The 19,944-nt window shown below is 47.0% G+C and carries 22 protein-coding genes; 12 read left to right on the forward strand and 10 right to left on the reverse strand.

The features are described from left to right. The first annotated feature begins 87 nt into the window (after positions 1-87). On the forward strand, positions 88-1,173 hold the full coding sequence (locus tag Pcarn_RS12865) for a CNNM domain-containing protein (RefSeq protein ID WP_261834235.1): 1,086 nt from the start codon (positions 88-90) through the stop codon (positions 1,171-1,173). Between the two features lie 49 nt (positions 1,174-1,222). On the opposite strand, the gene Pcarn_RS12870 is transcribed toward Pcarn_RS12865, so the two are convergent. After that, positions 1,223-1,813: a YjaG family protein gene (locus Pcarn_RS12870; RefSeq protein WP_261834236.1), complete on the reverse strand. Its 591-nt coding sequence runs from the start codon at positions 1,811-1,813 to the stop codon at positions 1,223-1,225. Between the two features lie 102 nt (positions 1,814-1,915). Here Pcarn_RS12870 and Pcarn_RS12875 point away from each other — a divergent pair, with 102 nt between their 5' ends. Beyond that, positions 1,916-2,842 (forward strand): D-2-hydroxyacid dehydrogenase, encoded by a 927-nt coding sequence (locus Pcarn_RS12875; RefSeq protein ID WP_261834237.1) that lies wholly within the window; start codon positions 1,916-1,918, stop codon positions 2,840-2,842. A gap of 32 nt (positions 2,843-2,874) precedes the next feature. Here the strand turns inward: Pcarn_RS12875 and pyrE are convergent, their stop codons facing one another. Continuing rightward, complete coding sequence (gene pyrE, locus Pcarn_RS12880) at positions 2,875-3,516, reverse strand: orotate phosphoribosyltransferase (RefSeq protein ID WP_261834238.1); 642 nt, start codon at positions 3,514-3,516, stop codon at positions 2,875-2,877. Positions 3,517-3,624: 108 nt separating this feature from the next. Next, complete coding sequence (rph, locus tag Pcarn_RS12885) at positions 3,625-4,341, reverse strand: ribonuclease PH (protein WP_261834239.1); 717 nt, start codon at positions 4,339-4,341, stop codon at positions 3,625-3,627. Positions 4,342-4,495: 154 nt separating this feature from the next. On the opposite strand from rph, the gene Pcarn_RS12890 reads away from it, so the two are divergent. Continuing rightward, entirely contained in the window at positions 4,496-5,362 is an 867-nt protein-coding gene (locus Pcarn_RS12890) for a YicC/YloC family endoribonuclease (protein WP_261834240.1), read from the forward strand. A 44-nt stretch (positions 5,363-5,406) separates the two neighbouring features. Here Pcarn_RS12890 and Pcarn_RS12895 read toward each other — a convergent pair whose 3' ends face one another. From Pcarn_RS12895 to Pcarn_RS12910, 4 genes are all read right to left on the reverse strand, one after another. Then, the gene (locus Pcarn_RS12895) at positions 5,407-6,597 is read right to left on the reverse strand and encodes an iron-containing alcohol dehydrogenase (RefSeq protein WP_261834241.1); all 1,191 of its coding nucleotides are present in this window, start codon (positions 6,595-6,597) and stop codon (positions 5,407-5,409) included. Positions 6,598-6,720: 123 nt separating this feature from the next. Further along, positions 6,721-7,050, reverse strand: coding sequence for a hypothetical protein (locus Pcarn_RS12900; RefSeq protein ID WP_261834242.1), 330 nt, complete (start codon positions 7,048-7,050; stop codon positions 6,721-6,723). Positions 7,051-7,062: 12 nt separating this feature from the next. Further along, positions 7,063-7,902: a hypothetical protein gene (locus tag Pcarn_RS12905; protein ID WP_261834243.1), complete on the reverse strand. Its 840-nt coding sequence runs from the start codon at positions 7,900-7,902 to the stop codon at positions 7,063-7,065. A gap of 10 nt (positions 7,903-7,912) precedes the next feature. Beyond that, positions 7,913-8,905 (reverse strand): carboxypeptidase-like regulatory domain-containing protein, encoded by a 993-nt coding sequence (locus Pcarn_RS12910; RefSeq protein ID WP_261834244.1) that lies wholly within the window; start codon positions 8,903-8,905, stop codon positions 7,913-7,915. A gap of 273 nt (positions 8,906-9,178) precedes the next feature. On the opposite strand from Pcarn_RS12910, the gene gmk reads away from it, so the two are divergent. Genes gmk through trmH form a run of 4 tightly spaced genes read left to right on the forward strand, consistent with a single transcriptional unit; the run spans position 9,179 to position 12,995 of the window. Then, the gene (gmk, locus tag Pcarn_RS12915) at positions 9,179-9,802 is read left to right on the forward strand and encodes a guanylate kinase (RefSeq protein WP_261834245.1); all 624 of its coding nucleotides are present in this window, start codon (positions 9,179-9,181) and stop codon (positions 9,800-9,802) included. Between the two features lie 60 nt (positions 9,803-9,862). Next, positions 9,863-10,135: a DNA-directed RNA polymerase subunit omega gene (gene rpoZ, locus Pcarn_RS12920; RefSeq protein ID WP_261834246.1), complete on the forward strand. Its 273-nt coding sequence runs from the start codon at positions 9,863-9,865 to the stop codon at positions 10,133-10,135. A 35-nt stretch (positions 10,136-10,170) separates the two neighbouring features. Then, the gene (gene spoT, locus Pcarn_RS12925; RefSeq protein WP_261835687.1) at positions 10,171-12,291 is read left to right on the forward strand and encodes a bifunctional GTP diphosphokinase/guanosine-3',5'-bis pyrophosphate 3'-pyrophosphohydrolase; all 2,121 of its coding nucleotides are present in this window, start codon (positions 10,171-10,173) and stop codon (positions 12,289-12,291) included. A gap of 17 nt (positions 12,292-12,308) precedes the next feature. After that, complete coding sequence (gene trmH / locus Pcarn_RS12930) at positions 12,309-12,995, forward strand: tRNA (guanosine(18)-2'-O)-methyltransferase TrmH (RefSeq protein WP_261834247.1); 687 nt, start codon at positions 12,309-12,311, stop codon at positions 12,993-12,995. 30 nt (positions 12,996-13,025) lie between these two features. Here the strand turns inward: trmH and radC are convergent, their stop codons facing one another. Then, positions 13,026-13,700, reverse strand: coding sequence for a RadC family protein (gene radC / locus Pcarn_RS12935; RefSeq protein WP_261834248.1), 675 nt, complete (start codon positions 13,698-13,700; stop codon positions 13,026-13,028). Between the two features lie 171 nt (positions 13,701-13,871). Here radC and coaBC point away from each other — a divergent pair, with 171 nt between their 5' ends. From coaBC to lpxL, 4 genes are read left to right on the forward strand one after another with little or no spacing between them, the layout of a single operon-like run. Beyond that, on the forward strand, positions 13,872-15,077 hold the full coding sequence (coaBC, locus tag Pcarn_RS12940; protein WP_261834249.1) for a bifunctional phosphopantothenoylcysteine decarboxylase/phosphopantothenate--cysteine ligase CoaBC: 1,206 nt from the start codon (positions 13,872-13,874) through the stop codon (positions 15,075-15,077). 2 nt (positions 15,078-15,079) lie between these two features. Then, positions 15,080-15,535 carry a dUTP diphosphatase gene (gene dut, locus Pcarn_RS12945; RefSeq protein ID WP_261834250.1) on the forward strand — a complete coding sequence of 152 codons (456 nt, stop codon included), beginning with the start codon at positions 15,080-15,082 and terminating at the stop codon, positions 15,533-15,535. 24 nt (positions 15,536-15,559) lie between these two features. Then, the gene (gene slmA / locus Pcarn_RS12950; RefSeq protein ID WP_261834251.1) at positions 15,560-16,150 is read left to right on the forward strand and encodes a nucleoid occlusion factor SlmA; all 591 of its coding nucleotides are present in this window, start codon (positions 15,560-15,562) and stop codon (positions 16,148-16,150) included. A 7-nt stretch (positions 16,151-16,157) separates the two neighbouring features. Continuing rightward, positions 16,158-17,108, forward strand: a complete 951-nt coding sequence (gene lpxL, locus Pcarn_RS12955; RefSeq protein ID WP_261834252.1) for an LpxL/LpxP family Kdo(2)-lipid IV(A) lauroyl/palmitoleoyl acyltransferase — start codon at positions 16,158-16,160, stop codon at positions 17,106-17,108. A 54-nt stretch (positions 17,109-17,162) separates the two neighbouring features. Here lpxL and hemE read toward each other — a convergent pair whose 3' ends face one another. Next, the gene (gene hemE, locus Pcarn_RS12960; protein WP_261834253.1) at positions 17,163-18,230 is read right to left on the reverse strand and encodes a uroporphyrinogen decarboxylase; all 1,068 of its coding nucleotides are present in this window, start codon (positions 18,228-18,230) and stop codon (positions 17,163-17,165) included. Between the two features lie 241 nt (positions 18,231-18,471). Continuing rightward, the gene (gene nudC, locus Pcarn_RS12965; RefSeq protein ID WP_261834254.1) at positions 18,472-19,248 is read right to left on the reverse strand and encodes an NAD(+) diphosphatase; all 777 of its coding nucleotides are present in this window, start codon (positions 19,246-19,248) and stop codon (positions 18,472-18,474) included. A 179-nt stretch (positions 19,249-19,427) separates the two neighbouring features. Between nudC and rsd the strand changes: the two genes are divergently transcribed. Next, positions 19,428-19,913 carry a sigma D regulator gene (gene rsd / locus Pcarn_RS12970; RefSeq protein ID WP_261834255.1) on the forward strand — a complete coding sequence of 162 codons (486 nt, stop codon included), beginning with the start codon at positions 19,428-19,430 and terminating at the stop codon, positions 19,911-19,913. Positions 19,914-19,944 lie beyond the last annotated feature (31 nt).

Consider the following 19,944-nt stretch of genomic DNA (forward strand, 5'->3'; position numbering starts at 1 on the left):
TACACTACGTACTGTATAAATAGCCTATTAATTCAGCGAGATGCCTGTCATAATCCGCTTGTTTCATAAACACACACACAAGGTAACATGTTACTCCTGACCATCTATGTCTCCATTGCTATTGGAGTCTCGTTCATCTGTTCAGTTCTAGAAGCTGTGCTTTTGAGCATCTCACCGAGCTATATCGCTCAACTTAAACAGAACCAACACCCAGCAGCTGAAAAGCTTGGCAAACTGAAATCGGACATCGACCGTCCACTTGCCTCTATCCTGACCCTGAACACCATAGCGCACACCATAGGTGCGGCGAGTGCTGGTGCTCAAGCGGCAGTGGTATTTGGTAGCCAGTGGCTAGGCGTATTCTCTGCGGTTCTTACTTTAGGTATCTTGCTACTTTCTGAGATCGTGCCAAAAACTATCGGTGCGACCTACTGGCGTCAGCTAGCACCAGGTTCAGCTTCTATTCTGAACTGGATGGTGTGGGCACTGACTCCATTTGTTTGGTTCTCCGAGCAGATCACCAAGCGCCTATCAAGAGGCTCAGTTGAACCTAAACTGCGTGACGAAATCTCAGCGATGGCGATGCTGGCTAAAGAGTCTGGAGAATTTGCTGAAGATGAAAGCCGTATTCTGCATAACCTTCTTAACCTGCCAAATGTGCCGGTGACCAAGGTAATGACACCACGCCCAGTAGTATTCCGTGTAGACGCGACTCTAACGGTCAATGAGTTCTTGAAGGAACACCAAGACTGTCCTTTCTCTCGCCCTCTTGTTTATAGCGAGACTAAAGACAATATCCTTGGCTTTGTGCACCGCCTAGAGCTGTTCAAATTGCAGCAGCGCGGTCGTGGTGAGGCACAATTAGGTGCGGTAATGCGCCCTATTCATGTGTTCCTTAATAACATCGCGCTACCAGATGCATTCGACAAGATGTTGAAGAACCGTCTACAACTTGCGCTTATCGTAGATGAGTACGGTACAGTGCAAGGTCTAGTGACCCTAGAGGACGTGTTTGAATTCTTACTTGGTGAGGAGATCATCGATGAGGCGGACAAAAACACCGACATGCAGGAACTGGCGTACGAGCGCTGGGAAAACTGGAAGAAGAAACACAACGTTATCGAAAACGTGGATGAAGACGATACTGAACATCCAAGTAACGATAACAAATAGATAGCAAAACGGGAGCCTAGGCTCCCGTTTTTAGTTCTTTAATCAGAGATTATTGAGCGACCACACCAATGTTGCTCACGCTCTCTTCTCTTAGCTCAGCGCGCAGGTCTTTGATTAGCTCGATATCGCGTTCAACGCAGTCCTTCAAAGGACGGAAGATAGCCCACTGAACGTCCCACTCTTCGCAAACCGCTTCGTTTTCTTTCTGGTTGTCGTTAGTGATCTCATCGCTACCCTGAGCCACTTCTAGGTCTGCCACTGTCATTACAGACTGCTGGCTGATGTTCTGCATCGCTTCCATTAGAAGGTCTCTGTCTAGCAGAGCATGTAAAAGCTCTGAAAGTCCCATACAAGCATCGATAGCAGGATACACACCATAGAACTCAAACTCTTCTGCGTTTGGCACTAGTTCTTCGAGCTTTTCTAGTTGACGCTCAAAGTTTACCTTAGCGTTTTTTACCGTTAGCAGTTCCCAAATGCTGTCCAGAATATCTCTGTAGATTCGAGCCTCAGCAAATTCCGTTGTCTGACAAAACATGGCATAGTTTGGATACATACGCTCACACAGACTGGCCATGAAAGTGATTTGTTGCCAAGGTTCTAGCTTCTCAAGACGAAGCTGTAGAGGATTCTTTAACATAGCGACTCGCAATTATGGGAAAACAGCAAAAGTGTACTGTATAGCCACACTTCTTCATAGTTTTAAACCGATTATCGATGTATTTATAGGGAAGCCAAGTGCATGAAAACTGAGACCCAATATCTTTATGTGGAATCCAAAACCAAGGCTGAGTATTTAGAACTGCTGCGCGAGGCGAACCTACCTCAGCTAGAAGTCACCGAGGACAAAAGCCTAGCCAATATCCTCCTTGCCGGTCCTCCTATGGTTGCGGATAAGCTCGATGAGTTTCCAAACCTTGAGTGGATCCAATCTGTGTATGCTGGAGTTGATGCACTTACCCAACCGGGACTGCGCCGTGATTACTTGCTTACCAATGTTAAAGGCATCTTCGGTCAGCCTATCTCTGAGTATGTGCTTGGTTATGCCATTGGGCACTATCGCCACTTTGATATCTATCGTGAGCAACAAAGTGCTCAAAACTGGCAACCACACCCTTATGTATGCCTGAGCGAGAAAACCATAGTGATTCTTGGTACAGGCTCTATCGGAGCTCATCTTTCTATTACTGCTAAGGCATTTGGCTTAAAAACCATTGGCGTAAATTCTTCTGGCAAACAACCGGCTGACAGTCAGTTTGATGAAGTATACGCAATACAAAATATCGACAAGGCATTAGCGCAAGCGGATATCCTAGTATCTGTGCTACCGAAGACGCCACAGACTAAAGGTATTCTAAACGTTGAGACCTTCTCACATTGTAAGGATGTGCTTTTATTTAATGTGGGACGTGGTGACGCTATTGAAACTCAGGCTCTTTTGGATGGCTTAGACAATGGTCAGATCAAGCGTGCTTATCTGGACGTGTTTATCAACGAGCCAATCTCACAGCAGTGTCCGTACTGGCAACACCCTCAGGTAACGGTAACACCACACATTGCCGCGCACTCGTTTCCAAGTCAGGTGATGGGGCTGTTTAAACAGAACTACGCTAAATGGCTAAAAGGGGAAGAGCTCGACGCTAAGGTCGATTTTGATAAGGGCTATTAAGCAAAAGCGCCTCCTAGGGAGGCGCTTTTAGATTAGATTCCGTATTGAGCGCGGTACGCCTTAACAGCCTCTAGATGTTCAGCACTGCTGCCTTTCTCTTCTAGGAAAGTGATTAGGTCGGTTAGGCTAACAATCGAGATGATAGAGCAGCCGAAGTCACGCTCTACTTCTTGGATTGCAGAAAGCTCGCCCTTGCCTTTCTCTTGACGGTCGATAGCAACCAACACGCCTGCTAGGTCAGCACCGTTCGCTTGGATGATCTCCATAGACTCACGAATCGCAGTACCTGCTGTGATCACGTCGTCCACCAGCATGATGCGACCTTCTAGTGGGCTACCTACTAGGTTGCCACCTTCGCCGTGGTCTTTAGCTTCTTTACGGTTAAAGCAGTATGGCTTGTCCGTGTCGTGGTGATCCGCAAGAGCTACTGCAGTAGTGGTTGCGATAGGAATCCCCTTATACGCAGGGCCAAATAGCACATCATAGTCGATGCCTGAGTCTGCAAGTGCAGCAGCATAGAAGCGACCAAGACGCGCCAAATCACGACCTGTGTTGAATAGCCCAGCGTTAAAGAAATAAGGGCTAGTGCGTCCCGACTTCAAAGTAAACTCACCAAACTTAAGAACCTCTTTCTCAAGTGCAAATTCAATAAACTCACGCTGGTATGCTTTCATTTTATTCTCTCTAATTAGGGTCTAGGCAAACCTAGACAATGTACAAAACTATCTCTTCTTAAGAAGACAAAAAAATAGCCCCTGAAACAGGAGCTATTCAAAAACAATTTATTCGGCCAATGCCGCTTTCTGAACTTCAACAATGTCGCTAATGCCCTTCTTAGCCAGAGCAAGCAAATCAAGTAGTTCTTCATGTGAGAAAGGTTCGCCCTCTGCGGTGCCTTGAACCTCAATCATCTTACCTTCTTCAGTCATTACCACGTTCATGTCGGTATCAGCGGCTGAATCTTCAGTGTACTCAAGGTCACAACGCGCTTCGCCTTCAACCATGCCCACAGATACTGCAGCAACGTGGCCTTTCATCGGGTTAGCTTTAAGAGTGCCTGCTGCAACCATCTTCTGGAATGCATCTGCCATAGCAACGCTTGCACCAGAGATAGATGCTGTGCGAGTACCGCCATCAGCTTGGATAACGTCACAGTCTACTGTCACCATAACCTCACCCATAGCTTCTAGGTCAACAACTGCGCGTAGGCTACGAGCGATCAAGCGTTGGATTTCCATAGTACGACCGCCTTGCTTACCGCTTGCCGCTTCACGACGGTTACGGGTGTGGGTTGCACGAGGAAGCATGCCGTATTCAGCGGTTACCCAGCCTTTGCCTTTACCTTTTAACCAGCGTGGCACATTTTCTTCAACAGAGGCGTTACACAAAACTTTAGTGTTACCAAACTCAACTAGAACAGAACCTTCAGCGTAGGCTGTGTAGTCGCGAGTCATTTTAATAGGACGAACCTGATCCAGAGCACGGTCGTTTGGACGCATGTGAAGTCACCTTAGAAAGTAAGATAGGAATTGGTGCGAGATTATATAGGAACATGGCGCAGGATGCGACCCAAGACCTTAGGGTGACCGCAGGAGTTGTGCTAGTATTGCACCGGACAATATGACATACAGATTTGATGACTAAGGTAATTCAATGATTTACAGCATGACCGCTTATGCGCGCAAAGAAGTCAAAGGTGATTGGGGTAATGCCGTTTGGGAAATTCGCTCGGTAAACCAACGCTATCTTGAGACCTATTTCCGTCTTCCGGAACAATTTCGCGCTCTAGAGCCCATCCTTCGTGAGCGTTTTCGTAAACGCCTAGCTCGCGGTAAAGTTGAATGCCACCTTCGTTTTGAAGCAAACCCAAGTGCTAAGGGTGAGCTAACCATCAACGAAGACTTAGCGAAACAAGTGATCAATGCAGCGACTCGTATCATGGAAATGACTGGCGAAACTAGCCGAGTGAATCCATTTCAGGTGATGCAATGGCAAGGTGTGATGGAAACACCTGAGCAAGATATGGATAGCATCAACAAAGACCTACTAAACGGTTTTGACGAGGCTATCAATGAATTTATCGCAGCTCGCGCAAGCGAAGGCGAAAACATGAAGGCACTTATCGTTCAGCGTCTAGATGCTATTACTGAAGAAGTAGTGAAGGTACGTGCTCGCATGCCAGAGATCCTACAATGGCAACGTGACCGCCTGACCAGCAAGTTTGAAGAAGCGTCAATCGAGCTAGATTCATCTCGCGTTGAGCAAGAACTTATCCTACTAGCGCAAAAATCTGACGTTGCTGAGGAGCTAGACCGCCTAGACTCTCACGTAAAAGAAACCACTAGCATCCTTAAGAAAGGTGGTGCATGTGGTCGCCGTCTAGACTTCATGATGCAAGAGTTCAACCGTGAGTCGAACACCCTAGCGTCTAAGTCTATCAGCACCGACATCACTGCCTCTGGCGTTGAGCTGAAAGTGCTTATCGAGCAGATGCGTGAGCAGATCCAGAACATTGAGTAACAGACTTACAGTTCTTCTAAAGCCTGCCTAGTGCAGGCTTTTTATTATTCTGGTACTAGCTCTCTAAGTATCTCTTCACACTCGAATCGCGTCATAACCACAGGCACCGGGTAAACACCAAATGCCTCTTTAATTGCTTGGTCAGCTAAAGCTGTAATATCGGTTTGATTAAGTTCTTTTACTACCGTAGGCAAATCCAGTTCAACCAATAACTTCTCAACCATATCGACCAACAGCTTGGCATCTTTGTCTACATTACCAGTCGACTTTTTGGGGAAGACCTGGGCTAGCAGTTCAGCTAGAAATCGAGGTTCTCTTTGTGCAATAACGCCAAGAACTTTAGGTAAGACTATGGCGTTCGCTCTACCGTGGGGGACGTGATAAAAAGCTCCCAGCTGATGAGCAATAGCGTGCACATAGCCTATATAAGTGCGGGTAAACGCAAGTCCAGCATCAAAACTGGCTTTGGCTAGCGCCTGTCTTGCTTCTAGGTTCTGGCCATTCCTATGTGCTTGAGGAAGATACTCAAAGATGGTTCTAATAGCTGAAATGCTCCACTCACGGGTTTGCTGATTGGCGTAACCACTGAGGTAAGACTCTATGGCATGAGTAAGTGCATCCATACCCGTTTCAGCTGTGATCTGCGGTGGTAATCCCATCAATAGAGTCGAATCTAAGATAGCGACTTTAGGTACGATAAAGGGGTCTGTGATATTGAGTTTTGAGCGGGAGGCTTTATCACTGATTACAGAGGCAACCGTAGTCTCAGAGCCTGTACCTGATGTAGTTGGAATAGCGATGATTGGAAAGATGGGGCGATGGACACGCAGCAAGCCAAACAATTTGGTGATGTCCTTTCCTGTCTTGGCTGAAGCAGAAATAGCTTTGGCACAATCTATTGGTGAGCCGCCACCAATAGCAATTATCCCATCACAACTCTTTTGCTTAAATAGCTCTACTCCCCTTCGGACCACAGCGACCTCAGGGTCAGGCAACACCTCATCAAATAGAGTAAAAAGAACATGATGATCTTTTAGATCATGGGTGACCTTCCCGACTAGTCCCAGCTCCACCAGCGTTTTATCTGTGACTATCAAGGGGTGAGTGATACCAAGCTTTTTACACAGATGAGAAACCTGCGACAGGCTGCCTTCCCCTTCATACAGCTCGGGAGTCGGGATAGGCACCATCTTTAGAAAAGGCTTTCGGACATTCACTATCAATTGATGTAGCATCTCTCCTCCCTGAGTTCAACCTATTAAAAAGCTCATCTATTTGAGATGAGCTTTTAGCTTGTTCTAAGTCTGGGTTTGCATCAAGTTAGTGTGGCCAAATTGGTGAGGTTGCTCCAGAGCAATTCAAAATTCCTTTTGAGGTAATCCTCTTAAGATTTCCATCAACTGTTCAGAAGGCTTATCAACTCTAAGTAGCCCAGATGTAACTACCGAGTGGATAGTTGCTCTCTGAGCACGCACTCCTTCAATAGACAAGTTCAGTGTCTTGTTCAGGTTATCTTGAGTAAACTTCTCAAATGAAGCTCTTGCCTCGGGAGTTAGTATCACCTGAACGTTTTTCTCATTAAATGATACCGACGCTATTTCTTTGCTAGGTATATCCAATCTCACATTGTCCGCCCAACAGGAAAAACTTATCAGTAATCCAGTAACAAGCGTCATGATACTTTGCATAATTCCTCCTAACTAATAGATACACGGATTTACAGGCATTCCGTCTACCCAAGTGGATTCAATCTCATATTCAACTAGCATGGCATCAGAAAGAGTGGAAACATCTATTTCCCACGAATACGGTTCGCCACCCCAACTCGTAAATGTATATGTAACCGTCTGACCAGGTAAAACAATAGCTCCTTGCTTTGCATCATACCCACCAGCCTTGTTTTCTACCTGAAGTATAGTCCCGAGGACATTCTTGTTAGTAAAAGACAGCCTTATACTCGCTCCCCAATCTCCTGAAATAGTGCCTCCTTGCGAGATATATCCGGACGAAGCCTGCACAAAATCATCTGTTCGAACCACTTTTACTGGGCTGATAGCTAGTGCAGAGTCTACTTTACGATCCCCTACATTCTTTACCTCATAAGTCAGAGTAGCTTGTTGCTCAGCAAATCCTGTCAAATCTACCTCATAGCTAATTTCGGGCGTCTCCCCGTTATAATCCGAACTACTCGCAGTCCAAGACGAACTGTTTACATTCCCCTTAGCTAGACTTTGCTTCTCTGCTGCAACCGCTAACATGGCTGAATAAGAGTCGTTAAACTGACTGCCGTACCAATAAGGCCACTCATTAGACAAAAACATCAACTGTCCTGCGATAGCCTCATAGGCGGGTGGAATCATAAATGTCTGCTTTAAATAACCCTCTATCACATCCTCATTTACATACTCAGGCTCATCGGAACCGGCACTATCTATTCGTTCACTCGCATTGCTGATTATCACAGCCTTGGTCACAGGACATTCATTGGCTTGAGCAGATAGGGATATAAGAACAGCCAAGAATAAAATTGAAACTTTCATAGCACTCTCCTTAGTCACCAAAGTAATCTTCTGTAGGAACCAGCTTTACGTTTTCACTATGAGTCCAACCATCGAGCCCATTTTCAAAGTTTGGATTTAAGAACTCAGGGTTTACCTTGGTGGGAGAATCTAGGTAGAGATCTACCTCGGCTTCTAGGGTTGAATCAGGAATGTAGTGTGCCTCAATACCCAGAGCGCCATTCGAAGCCTGTAAGCCAGATAAAATGAAAGTGCCCGTTGCGCTAAGGTTATCAAATCTATAAAAACCATCGGGTTGAATGCTTGTTGCATACTCTTTGGAAAGCTCAGGGAACTCGACAAACACCATGACATCTTCTCCTGGTGTTTGACCATCCACATACACTCGACCAGAGATAGACGCATTGCCCGGTTGCTCTACGTAAATGGTCACCGAATTACTTGGTCTCTTTTGCACCACGCTAGCGTGGGCACTACCTATATCTCCCTCAGAGGTAGTTACGTTAGCAACGAATCCCCCTTCTTCAATCGAGTCAATCTGAAACAAGCCGTTTTCATCGGTAATCACCGTATACACATTACCTGTCTGTGCGAAGAGCACTGAGACTTCAGCCCCTGTCCTTGGCTCCGAGGCGTAGGTCAGCACAGCACCACTGAGATTGGCAGGGACATAACTCAAGCTAGCTATTGCATCACGAGCACTCTCGATCAAAAGGTCTGCATCTGTTTTTTGGATATGCTTTGGCATCAAGGCTATCGTCACATGCATTAGGGACTCTAGGCTCTCAATGGCCAGCTCCTTCTCATCCTTTTTAAGCTGCCAGTGTGCTTCACTAGCCTTGTAACAAAGCACGCCTCGAACCAACCAGCTAACCTCAACCTGCTGAACAGTCTGGTAAACACCATCGAGAGGAGGCGCTAAGGGTTTACAAAGCTTAAGTAGGTCCTCCGATGCCATGGCCATCTTCGACAATAGCCCTATCAGCAATAAGCCACATAGATAAACAACCCGCAGTCTTTTCATCGCTCCCTCCTAATTGTGTCATTCACAAACAAGTCAAAAAGGAGTGTATTAACGGTGGGATTTTCTAAGGGATGGTTTGTTTGGGTATAACTCGCAAATGCAGGTATCAGTGGCAAGGCGATTTCGATAAGAGTTGTAGTTGTGAACTGTCGTTTTTCCGTGCTATTCTTCGCAACCATTTTTCTAGCGTTATCTTAAAGTTAACACTAGTGCTATCTTTACTAATGCCGTGACTCGGCAGTTTCCAACCCTCACTTTTGGAGTTCCAACAAAATGGGCAAAGGCACACTTTATATCGTTTCAGCACCAAGCGGTGCGGGCAAATCTAGTCTCATCTCAGCGATGCTTGAAAAGAACCCTGTTTATGCGATGAAAGTTTCTGTTTCTCACACCACACGTGGCATGCGCCCAGGTGAAGAAGACGGAGTGCACTACCATTTTGTACAGCGCCATCAGTTCGAATCTTTGATCGAACAAGGTGTATTCCTTGAGTATGCTGAAGTATTTGGAAACTATTACGGCACTTCTCGCGTATGGATTGAAGAGAACCTTGAACGAGGTATAGATGTATTCCTAGATATCGACTGGCAAGGTGGCCGTCAAATCCGTGAGCAAATGCCAGAGTCTAAGAGCGTGTTCATCCTACCACCGTCAAACGGTGAGCTAGAACGTCGCCTGAATGTGCGTGGTCAAGACAGTGCCGAGGTCATCGCGAAGCGTATGAGTGAGGCGAAATCGGAAATGTCACACTATGATGAATATGATTACGTTATAGTTAACGACGACTTTGATGCTGCTTTGATGGATTTCAGAGCGATTCTGCGTGCAGAGCGCCTAAAGAAAGACAAACAAACAGCAAAATACAGTGGAATGCTTGCTGCGTTACTAGCAGACTAAACAAGAACACTGTATAATTTCCCGTCATTTTGAAGTTTTATTAAGTAATTTGGAGTCCTCATGGCACGCGTAACCGTACAAGACGCAGTTGAAAAAGTTGGTAACCGTTTCGACCTAGTTCTAATTTCTGCTCGCCGCGCACGTCAAATGCAAACTGGTGGCAAAGATTCTCTAGTGCCAGAAGAGAACGATAAGCCAACTGTAATCGCTCTACGTGAAATCGAAGAGGGTCTGATTACTAAAGAAATCTTGGATGCTAAAGAGCGTCAAGAACAACAAGAGCAAGAAGCAGCTGAACTAGCAGCAGTGAGCAGCATCGCTCACACTCGTTAATCTGCTTATTCTCACGTAACCTTTTGGGTCTGAATTTGTATCTGTTTGATAGCCTCAAAGACGTTGCCAAAGAATACCTTTCAGAGCCTCAACTAGAGGCTCTTCGTCGTTCTTATTTGGTAGCAAAAGATGCCCATGAAGGGCAAACGCGCTCAAGTGGTGAGCCATATATCATCCACCCCGTAGCTGTGGCCAGAATCCTGGCTGAGATGCGCCTCGACCTAGAGACGCTGCAAGCTGCACTTCTGCACGATGTCATTGAAGACACTGAGGTCACCAAAGAAGAACTCGAAGGAGAGTTCGGAACTGCCGTTGCTGAGCTGGTTGATGGTGTATCAAAGCTAGATAAGCTTAAATTCCGTGATCGCAAAGAAGCTCAAGCTGAGAACTTCCGTAAGATGGTACTTGCCATGGTGCAAGACATCCGCGTTATTCTGATCAAGCTTTCTGACCGAACTCACAATATGCGTACCCTAGGGGCACTTCGACCAGACAAGCGTCGTCGTATCGCTCGCGAAACCCTAGAAATCTACTCTCCGCTTGCCCACCGTCTGGGTATCCACAACATCAAAACTGAGCTTGAAGAGCTGGGTTTTGAAGCGCTATACCCAAATCGCTACCGCGTTCTAAAAGAGGTAGTGAAGACAGCACGTGGCAACCGTAAAGAGATGATTCAGCGCATCCACTCTGAGATCGAAGGCCGACTTGAAGAAGTAGGCGTTCCATCACGAGTGCTAGGCCGTGAGAAGAATCTGTATTCCATCTACAACAAGATGAAGACCAAGGAGCAGCGTTTCCATACCATTATGGATATCTACGCGTTCCGAGTGATTGTTGAAGATGTGGATACCTGCTATCGAGTGCTAGGCCAAGCGCATAGTCTCTATAAGCCGCGCCCAGGTCGCATGAAAGACTACATTGCGGTACCTAAAGCGAACGGCTATCAGTCACTGCACACCTCTATGGTTGGCCCTCACGGCGTGCCAGTAGAAGTGCAGATCCGGACTGAAGATATGGACCAGATGGCGGACAAGGGTGTCGCGGCACACTGGTCATATAAGAACAATAACCAACGCAGTGGCACCACCGCACAGGTGAAAGCACAGCGTTGGATGCAGAGCCTACTTGAGCTTCAGCAAAGCGCCGGTAACTCGTTTGAGTTTATCGAGAACGTTAAGTCTGATCTCTTCCCTGATGAAATCTACGTGTTTACACCGAAAGGTCGTATCGTAGAGCTTCCAGTGGGTGCAACTGCAGTAGACTTTGCTTACGCTGTTCACACCGACGTAGGTAATACCTGTGTGGGTGCTCGCGTAGACCGTAACCCTTACCCACTAAGTAAGGCACTGAAGAACGGTCAAACCATTGAAATCATTAGTGCTCCTGGTGCTAGACCAAACGCTGCATGGCTAAACTATGTAGTGACTTCCCGTGCGCGCACTAAGATCCGTCAAGTTCTTAAGACCATGCGTCGTGAAGAGTCTGTTGCTCTGGGTCGTCGCCTGCTAAACCACGCTCTGGGTCGCCACTCTATCGATACGGTTTATCCAGAGAACATCGAGCACGTGCTCAAAGACCTCAAGCTTGAGTCTGTTGATGACATGCTAGCAGCAATCGGTCTGGGTGAGCTGATGAGTATTATCATCGCACGTCGCCTACTGGGTGATGCAGACTCACTGACTGAAACCAGCTCCGTTGAGCCTCGCTCTGATAAGAAACTTTCTATCAAGGGCGCTGATGGCATCCTACTGACCTACGCTAACTGCTGTCACCCTATTCCGGGCGATCATATCGTGGCGCACGTGTCTCCGGGACGTGGTCTGGTTATCCACCGTGATACCTGTCCAAACATCCGTGGGCATGAGAAAGAGCCGGATAAGTACATGGCGGTCGAGTGGGAAGATACCCATGAGCAAGAGTTTATCTCTGAGCTACAGATCGACATGCAAAACAGCCAAGGTGCACTTGCTGAGCTAACTAATGTTATCTCTCGCACTGGCTCAAACATCCATGGCATTTCTACCGAAGAGAAAGATGGTCGTTTGTATACGGTGACTGTGGCACTGACCACCAAAGACCGCGTACACCTTGCTGGCATTATGAAGAAGATCCGTATCATGCCACATGCACTGAAAGTTCGTCGTCGCCGTAGATAAAAGCTGTAGTTGTAAGCATGAGTCCAGAGCGTTTCCAAAAAATCCATCAGGTTCTCAAAGCGCGTCAGTCTGATCTGACGCTCTGCCTTGAGGAAGTTCACAAGCCAAACAATGTATCAGCGGTTATCCGTACCGCTGATGCCGCTGGCGTGCATAAGATCCATGCTGTTTGGCCTGATAAGAAGATGCGTACCCTGAGCCACACTTCGGCCGGTGCTCGCAATTGGGTTGAAGTGGATACCCATGATAGTGCGGAAGAGGCATTTAAAGCCCTGAAAGCTGAAGGTATGCAGATTCTGGTGACCAACCTTTCTGATACCGCTGTGGATTTTCGTGAAATCGACTACACAAAGCCGACTGCTATCGTATTGGGCGGTGAAAAAAATGGTATCAGCAAGCAAGCTCTGGAATTAGCAGACCAAGACATCATTATACCTATGGTAGGCATGGTGCAATCTTTGAATGTTTCAGTGGCGAGTGCACTGATCTTGTTTGAGGCTCAGCGTCAGCGCCAACTCAAAGGCATGTACGACAACGAAGAGTCATCACTTTCTAAAGAGACGATTCACCGTATCCTGTTTGAGCGTGGTCACCCAGTATTGGCTAAAGTAGCCAAACGCAAAGGTCTTGGTTATCCACCATTGGATGAAGACGGTCAAATCGATGCCCCTGCCGATTGGTGGGCAGCCATGCAACAGAAATAGTTCTCAAGGGGTTGGTTTTCCAGCCTCTTTTTACATCCAACCTCGCTCAGCGAACGATACCACTTCCCCATCTCCAACTACGAAATGATCTAACACTCGAATATCCACCAGCGCTAATGCATCCACCAGTCTTCGGGTAATTCTTCTGTCTGCTTGACTGGGTTCCGCAATACCACTGGGATGGTTGTGGGCCAGAATCAAGGCACAAGCATTGTGATGCAGTGAGCGTTTTACTACCTCTCGAGGATAGACATTAGCCGCATCTATAGTGCCCTCAAATAACACTTCATATTCAATCACCCTGTGTTGATTGTCCAAGAACAGCACCAAGAATGCCTCGCGCGATCTGTCTCTGAGCATGCTCAAGAGAAAAAGTTTGGTGTGCTGTGGGCTAGTTAGAGCTTCTCCGCGCTCTAAGGTCTCGGCTAAATAACGTCGAGTCATCTCGATAAACGCCTGCAACTGCACGTACTTTGCAACGCCCAATCCCTTGTGCTGACAAAATACATGCTCACTGGCAGTTAACAGATGCCTAAGGGAACCAAATACCGTTAGAAGGTGGTCTGAAAGAGCCAATACATTCATCCCCTGACAACCAGTTCTGAGAAAGATAGCCAATAGCTCTGCATCTGTTAGGCTCTCTGCTCCTTTGCTAAGTAACTTTTCCCTCGGTAGTGACTCTTTAGGTAGTTGTTTTAAGCTCATAGCTACTCGCACCCTATTGAATCGAAAAAGTATGGTTCGAATCGGGTTTAGTTTCAGAGGTTTATCTTATAATTTGAATCTGTGTCAGGGCTTCTCAAACTCGGCGTCAAACTCTAATTTCCCGTTAATATATGGTATGGTTAGCCGAGAAGTTTATTAGAGATAAAAAGCATGCAACCTCTTGAAGGGAAAAAAATTGTTCTAGGCATTAGTGGTGGTATCGCCGCTTATAAATGTGCCGAACTGACCCGTCGTCTTACCGAGCGTGGTGCAAAAGTTAAGGTCGTTATGACCAAGGCAGCCAAAGAATTTATCACCCCGCTTACCATGCAAGCGGTATCTGGCAGCCCTGTCGGCGATAGTCTTTTAGATCCAGCCGCTGAAGCCTCTATGGGACACATAGAATTCGCAAAATGGGCGGACCTGGTCCTGCTTGCTCCAGCTACCGCTGATCTGATTGCCCGCATGTCTGCCGGCATGGGTAACGATCTTCTAACTACCGTTGTTCTGGCAACGGACGCACCTGTTGCCATAGCACCTGCAATGAATCAGCAGATGTACAAAAACATCGCCACCCAAGAAAACATCGCTACCCTCAAGCGTCGCGGATACATGATCTGGGGCCCTGCGGCCGGTGAACAAGCCTGTGGCGATGTTGGTCTTGGCCGTATGCTAGAGCCAATGCAACTGGTAGAGCGCTCAATTGCTCACTTCCAGCCGGGTATCCTTGAAGGTAAAAAGATCGCTATTACTGCTGGTCCAACTCAAGAAGCTATCGATCCGGTGCGTTTTATCTCGAACCATAGCTCAGGCAAAATGGGCTTTGCCCTAGCTGAGCAAGCCGCTAATCTTGGCGCAGAGGTTACCCTAATCAGTGGCCCTGTAAATCTACCTACTCCAGCAGGTGTGGCTCGTATCGACGTGTTAAGCGCAAAAGAGATGTTTGAGCAGGCGAATGCCCATGCAATCCATAACGATATCTTTATCGGTTGTGCGGCAGTAGCAGACTATAGACCTGAGTCGGTTGCCGACCAAAAGATGAAGAAGACCGAAGACAGTGATGAACTGGTTATCCGCATGGTGAAGAACCCAGACATCATTGCTAGCGTTGCCGCTCTTGAAAAAAATCGTCCATTCACCGTTGGCTTTGCTGCTGAAACGCAAAACGTTGAACAGTACGCCATGGACAAACTCAAGCGCAAGAACCTTGACCTCATCTGTGCTAACGACGTATCTCAAGCCGGTATCGGCTTTAATGCCAATGACAATGTGCTAACCCTATTCTGGAAAGATGGTACTGAACACCTTCCGCACGCGAGTAAAGCCGACCAAGCACGCTCTATCCTCGAAAAAATTGAGTCACTAAGTAAGAACTAAAAATGAGAAAAATAGACCTAAAAATCCTAGACCCTCGCATTGGCAAGCAGTTTCCTCTGCCACAATATGCAACCGAAGGTTCAGCAGGCCTCGACCTTAGAGCTTGCCTAGATGAAGCGCTGATCGTGACTCCAGGCCAGACCCACCTTGTTCCGACCGGTCTAGCTATCCATATTGGCGACTCTAGCCTAGCGGCGACCATTCTTCCTCGTTCAGGCCTTGGGCATAAGCACGGTATCGTGCTGGGTAATCTAGTGGGCCTTATCGATTCAGACTATCAAGGTCAGCTAATGGTTTCTGTTTGGAATCGTGGTCAAGACACCTTCACTATTGAACCCGGCGATCGTATCGCGCAACTAGTCTTCGTACCTGTAGTGCAGGCTGAGTTCAACCTAGTGGGCGATTTTGATGCATCTCAACGTGGTGACGGTGGCTTCGGTCACTCTGGTAAACAATAAGTAATAGCTAAAAGGACGTAGTTAATGACGGGCAAACGTAATTCAAATCGCAAAGACGAAATATTACAGGCACTGGCGTTAATGTTGGAATCGAGTGATGGATCATCTCGTATTACCACCGCAAAACTGGCTCAGCAAGTAGGTGTATCGGAAGCGGCGCTTTATCGTCACTTTCCAAGCAAAGCACGTATGTTTGAGGGCTTGATTGAGTTTATTGAGCAATCAGTACTGGCTCGAATCAATCAGATCATGGACAAAGAGAAAGATACCCTTACTCGCTTGTATGAGGTGCTTCGTTTTATCTTGTTGTTCGCTGAGCACAACAAGGGACTGAGTCGCATCCTTTCAGGCCATGCGCTTATGTTTGAGAACGAACGTCTTCGCGAGCGCATCAATCAATTGTTTAGCAAGATTGAAAGCCAACTCAAGCAAATCCTGCGTGAGCGTATGCTTCGTGAAGGACAAGGCTTCTCTATGGATGAGAAGATCCTAGCGTCAATTGTTCTAAGCTATGTTGAGGGTCGCATCAACCGCTTCGTGCGAAGTGACTTTGAAATCAAACCATCTGAAGACCTAGAGCAATATTGGGATCTTCTTCGTCAGCAAATTGCCTAAGTAATCTATGAGTAAATACGAAGCTCCACAATTCTCAGCAAAACTACTGCACCCCAAATATTGGGGCGTTTGGTTTGGTTTTGGGCTCTTAGCCCTAGTAGTTAACCTACTGCCCTACTCTGTGCTTTTGAAGCTCGGTCGTGGTCTTGGAAAGCTATCTATGAAACTCGCTAAGAGCCGAGTAAAAGTAGCAAGACGTAACCTTGAACTGGCCTTCCCCGATAAGCCTGCGGACGAGGTCGAAGCTATTGTCGAAGAGAACTTCAAGAATACTGGCTTTGCCTTCCTAGAGATGGGGATGACCTGGTTCTGGCCTACGTGGCGCCTTAAGCGTCGCATTCGCACCGTCAACCTAGAGCAAGCTATCGAGTTTGAGAAAGAAGGGCGTGGGGTCCTGCTATGTCACCCGCATACACTTAACCTTGAGATCAGTGCTCGTGCTTTTGCGGTATTGGGTTACCCTGGCAGTGGCGTATATCGCCCGCACAACAACCCAGCGTACGACTTTATCCAGTATTGGGGTCGAACCCACAACGGTAACAAGTTAGTCGATCGTAAAAATGTGAAAGAGATGATTCGCGTACTTAAGCGTGGTGAGCGTCTGTTCTATCTCGGTGATCACGACTACGGTCGCAACAAGTCTGTGTTCGTGCCCTTCTTTGCCGTTGAGGACGCCTGTACCACCACAGGAGCGAATATTCTCTTCAGTATGACTGATTGCGCCATGATTCCTGTAACCGGATTCAGAGACGCTAACGGGCAGTATGAGCTAAACCTTGCTCCAACCATCCATGAAAACTTCCCTAAGAAGGATGTGGAAGCGGGTGCGGCTATGATGAACAAGGCCTATGAAGAAGTGATTCTGCGTCAGCTAGATCAGTGGATGTGGCTACACAAACGCTATAAGACGATGCCAGATGAGAGCCTGCCTAAAGGCTATAGATATAAAAATAGCTGACAGCTATCAGCTATCAGCTACAAAGTACTAGCCCCTCATCGAGGGGCTATTTTTTTATTTGTGGTATGGCTTAGAAAGCTCATGTACCGCTTCTACGAATACGCCAGCATTCTCTGGTGGCACATCTAGGTGGATACCGTGACCAAGGTTAAATACATGGCCTGTACCTGCATCACCGAAGCCTTCAAGGATGCCAGCAACCTCTTGGCGGATACGGTCATGACCTGCATACAGCATGGATGGGTCCATGTTGCCCTGTAGAGCAACCTTATCACCGATACGAGCTTTGGCATCTGCGATATTGATTGTCCAGTCTAGGCCTACTGCATCACAGCCCGTCGCTGCAATAGACTCTAGCCACATACCGCCGTTCTTAGTGAACAGGGTTACTGGCACGCGGCGGCCTTCGTTTTCACGAATTAGCCCATCTACGATCTTGTGCATGTAGCGTAGAGAGAACTCGTTGTAATCGCGAGGAGTCAGTACACCACCCCATGTATCAAACACCATTACAGACTGAGCACCTGCTTTGATCTGTGCGTTAAGGTATTCGATTACGCTGTCTGCTAGCTTGTCCAGCAATAGGTGCAGTGTTTGCGGCTCAGCGTACATCATCTTCTTGATCTTGGTGAATGCCTTAGAGCTGCCACCTTCAACCATGTAGGTCGCAAGTGTCCAAGGGCTACCAGAGAAACCAATCAGTGGTACTTCACCTGCTAGGTCTTTGCGGATCTGACGTACTGCATTCATAACATATTGCAGTTCACCTTCAGGATCAGGAAGACCAATCTTGTCTACGTCTGCCTTACAGGTAATCGGGCGTTCAAATTTAGGACCTTCACCCGTTTCAAAGTAAAGGCCAAGACCCATTGCATCTGGAATGGTTAGGATGTCAGAGAAAAGGATTGCTGCATCCAATGGGAAACGTCTTAGCGGCTGAAGGGTAACCTCAGACGCGAGCTCTGCGTTCTTACACAGAGACATAAAATCACCCGCTTCGGCGCGAGTTGCTTTGTATTCTGGAAGGTAACGACCCGCCTGACGCATCATCCAAACAGGGGTGTAATCTACCGGCTGTTTTAGAAGAGCACGAAGATAGCGATCATTTTTCAATTCAGTCATTTTTCAGGTCATAATCCATTGGTACGAAAACGCCATTCTAGCACCTTTCGACTGGGAAGGATGTTCGAGGATTGAGCGGTAGATCAAGTTATAAATACACAACTCAAGCCAGAGATTGCCTTGGCTGACGCCAAATGTTAAAAAAATGTTCTCTAGCGAAACCTATAACAAGTGAGTACCGTAGAGATACTCCCAATAGAACAGTATTGCCCTCCCTCTAGGAGGGCTTTTTTTATCTAAATTACGTTTTCTGAATCGACTCTACAGTGGACTCAATTAGCGCTCTGGCAATAGTTCCCGAAGGCGCAACTTCAGGAAGGTTGTCATGTTCGAACCAAGCAGCATCGCTTAGCTCGGTGTAATCCGGCTTAATCTCACCCTCTGCGTATTCAGCTATAAACCCCATCATCATGCTACTTGGGAATGCCCAGGGTTGGCTGCCGAAGTACTTGATGTTCTTAACCGTGATACCTGTCTCTTCTTTCACCTCGCGCGCTACGCACTGCTCTAGGGTTTCTCCCACCTCTAGGAAGCCAGCAATCACTGTATACATATTGCCTTTGTGTCTTGGGTGTTGAGCTAGAAGTATTTTAGAGCCGTTACGCACCGCAACTATAATGCATGGGAAGATACGCGGATAATGTAGGGTGCGACATTGCTGACATTGCATCGCCAGTTGATTGTGATTGAGAGAGCAACGCCCCCCGCACTGACCACAAAAGCGCATAGTTTGGCTCATGTGCCCATATTGAATCGCCTTACTCACGATCAAGAACAATTCTTGTGGTAGATCCAGTAGGCTACGCAAGGAGCTCATTTCTAGCTCTCTCTCCACATCCGCATAGTTAAGCCAATAAACGGAATGCCCTTGATATTCAGCTATGACTACCGCCTTTTCTTTAAGTAAATCATAAGTATGCGCATCACCAAATGGGATCTCACCTTGGTCTAACCAGATATCGCTACCGTTGACCACCAGCCAGTAAGCTTGTTTTGCACTGTTACTTTTTTTTAACATCCGTATTCTCTCCGCTTGCAGTTCTGTTATTTTACTGGCAATCTAAATCTATACCATATGCACAAGGTAATGGTGCAAAGCCGTTGGTATAAAACACAATTTTTGCTTTCAACAATGGAACCCTCTCGCTGTGTTTCGAGAGCTTTACCAGGCCGGTAAAGGATCAAGAGGACTTGGTCATGCTAAAAAAATTTCAACAAGTGCAAGAAGAATGGGGTGGCTCGAGTGACGTCATCGACCATTGGTTGGAGAAACGCCAAGCATTACTTGTAGAGTATGTGAAATTGGCTTCCCTGCAACCAGCCGCCTCTTCTAACGTCGCGACACTTCCTACTAAGGAAGAGCTTCAAAAATTCTCTCAACACCTAGTAGATTATATCTCTGAGGGTCACTTCAAGATCTATGACATGGTCATGGAGAAATGGGCCGCTACAGGCTTTCAAACCACAGAAGAGATCAGCCAGACCTACGCCAAGATAGTTCTGACTACAGAGCCTCTGCTTAACTTCACTGACCAATACGCCAATATTCCAGTGGACGATGAGCTTGAGACCTTTGAACAGGATATGTCAAAGATTGGTGAGGTGTTAGAACTGCGCTTCGAGGTAGAAGATAAGCTGATTCAGTTAATTGCAGAAAGCCTAGCTATCCCGCCTGGCGCTTAATTGCGCTAGGTGACAATCTCGGTAGAGGGCG

The organism is Vibrio ishigakensis (assembly GCF_024347675.1).
Taxonomy (GTDB): domain Bacteria; phylum Pseudomonadota; class Gammaproteobacteria; order Enterobacterales; family Vibrionaceae; genus Vibrio; species Vibrio ishigakensis.

Bases quoted from the DNA above. Each gene is read 5' to 3' on its own strand.
- hemE (WP_261834253.1), bottom strand. From the start codon at position 18,230: ATGACTGAATTGAAAAATGATCGCTATCTTCGTGCTCTTCTAAAACAG.
- Pcarn_RS12875 (WP_261834237.1), top strand. From the start codon at position 1,916: ATGAAAACTGAGACCCAATATCTTTATGTGGAATCCAAAACCAAGGCT.
- gmk (WP_261834245.1), top strand. From the start codon at position 9,179: ATGGGCAAAGGCACACTTTATATCGTTTCAGCACCAAGCGGTGCGGGC.
- Pcarn_RS12910 (WP_261834244.1), bottom strand. From the start codon at position 8,905: ATGAAAAGACTGCGGGTTGTTTATCTATGTGGCTTATTGCTGATAGGG.
- Pcarn_RS12905 (WP_261834243.1), bottom strand. From the start codon at position 7,902: ATGAAAGTTTCAATTTTATTCTTGGCTGTTCTTATATCCCTATCTGCT.
- nudC (WP_261834254.1), bottom strand. From the start codon at position 19,248: ATGTTAAAAAAAAGTAACAGTGCAAAACAAGCTTACTGGCTGGTGGTC.
- rpoZ (WP_261834246.1), top strand. From the start codon at position 9,863: ATGGCACGCGTAACCGTACAAGACGCAGTTGAAAAAGTTGGTAACCGT.
- dut (WP_261834250.1), top strand. From the start codon at position 15,080: ATGAGAAAAATAGACCTAAAAATCCTAGACCCTCGCATTGGCAAGCAG.
- Pcarn_RS12895 (WP_261834241.1), bottom strand. From the start codon at position 6,597: ATGCTACATCAATTGATAGTGAATGTCCGAAAGCCTTTTCTAAAGATG.
- rph (WP_261834239.1), bottom strand. From the start codon at position 4,341: ATGCGTCCAAACGACCGTGCTCTGGATCAGGTTCGTCCTATTAAAATG.
- Pcarn_RS12865 (WP_261834235.1), top strand. From the start codon at position 88: ATGTTACTCCTGACCATCTATGTCTCCATTGCTATTGGAGTCTCGTTC.
- Pcarn_RS12900 (WP_261834242.1), bottom strand. From the start codon at position 7,050: ATGCAAAGTATCATGACGCTTGTTACTGGATTACTGATAAGTTTTTCC.
- lpxL (WP_261834252.1), top strand. From the start codon at position 16,158: ATGAGTAAATACGAAGCTCCACAATTCTCAGCAAAACTACTGCACCCC.
- rsd (WP_261834255.1), top strand. From the start codon at position 19,428: ATGCTAAAAAAATTTCAACAAGTGCAAGAAGAATGGGGTGGCTCGAGT.
- slmA (WP_261834251.1), top strand. From the start codon at position 15,560: ATGACGGGCAAACGTAATTCAAATCGCAAAGACGAAATATTACAGGCA.
- pyrE (WP_261834238.1), bottom strand. From the start codon at position 3,516: ATGAAAGCATACCAGCGTGAGTTTATTGAATTTGCACTTGAGAAAGAG.
- Pcarn_RS12890 (WP_261834240.1), top strand. From the start codon at position 4,496: ATGATTTACAGCATGACCGCTTATGCGCGCAAAGAAGTCAAAGGTGAT.
- coaBC (WP_261834249.1), top strand. From the start codon at position 13,872: ATGCAACCTCTTGAAGGGAAAAAAATTGTTCTAGGCATTAGTGGTGGT.
- Pcarn_RS12870 (WP_261834236.1), bottom strand. From the start codon at position 1,813: ATGTTAAAGAATCCTCTACAGCTTCGTCTTGAGAAGCTAGAACCTTGG.
- radC (WP_261834248.1), bottom strand. From the start codon at position 13,700: ATGAGCTTAAAACAACTACCTAAAGAGTCACTACCGAGGGAAAAGTTA.
- trmH (WP_261834247.1), top strand. From the start codon at position 12,309: ATGAGTCCAGAGCGTTTCCAAAAAATCCATCAGGTTCTCAAAGCGCGT.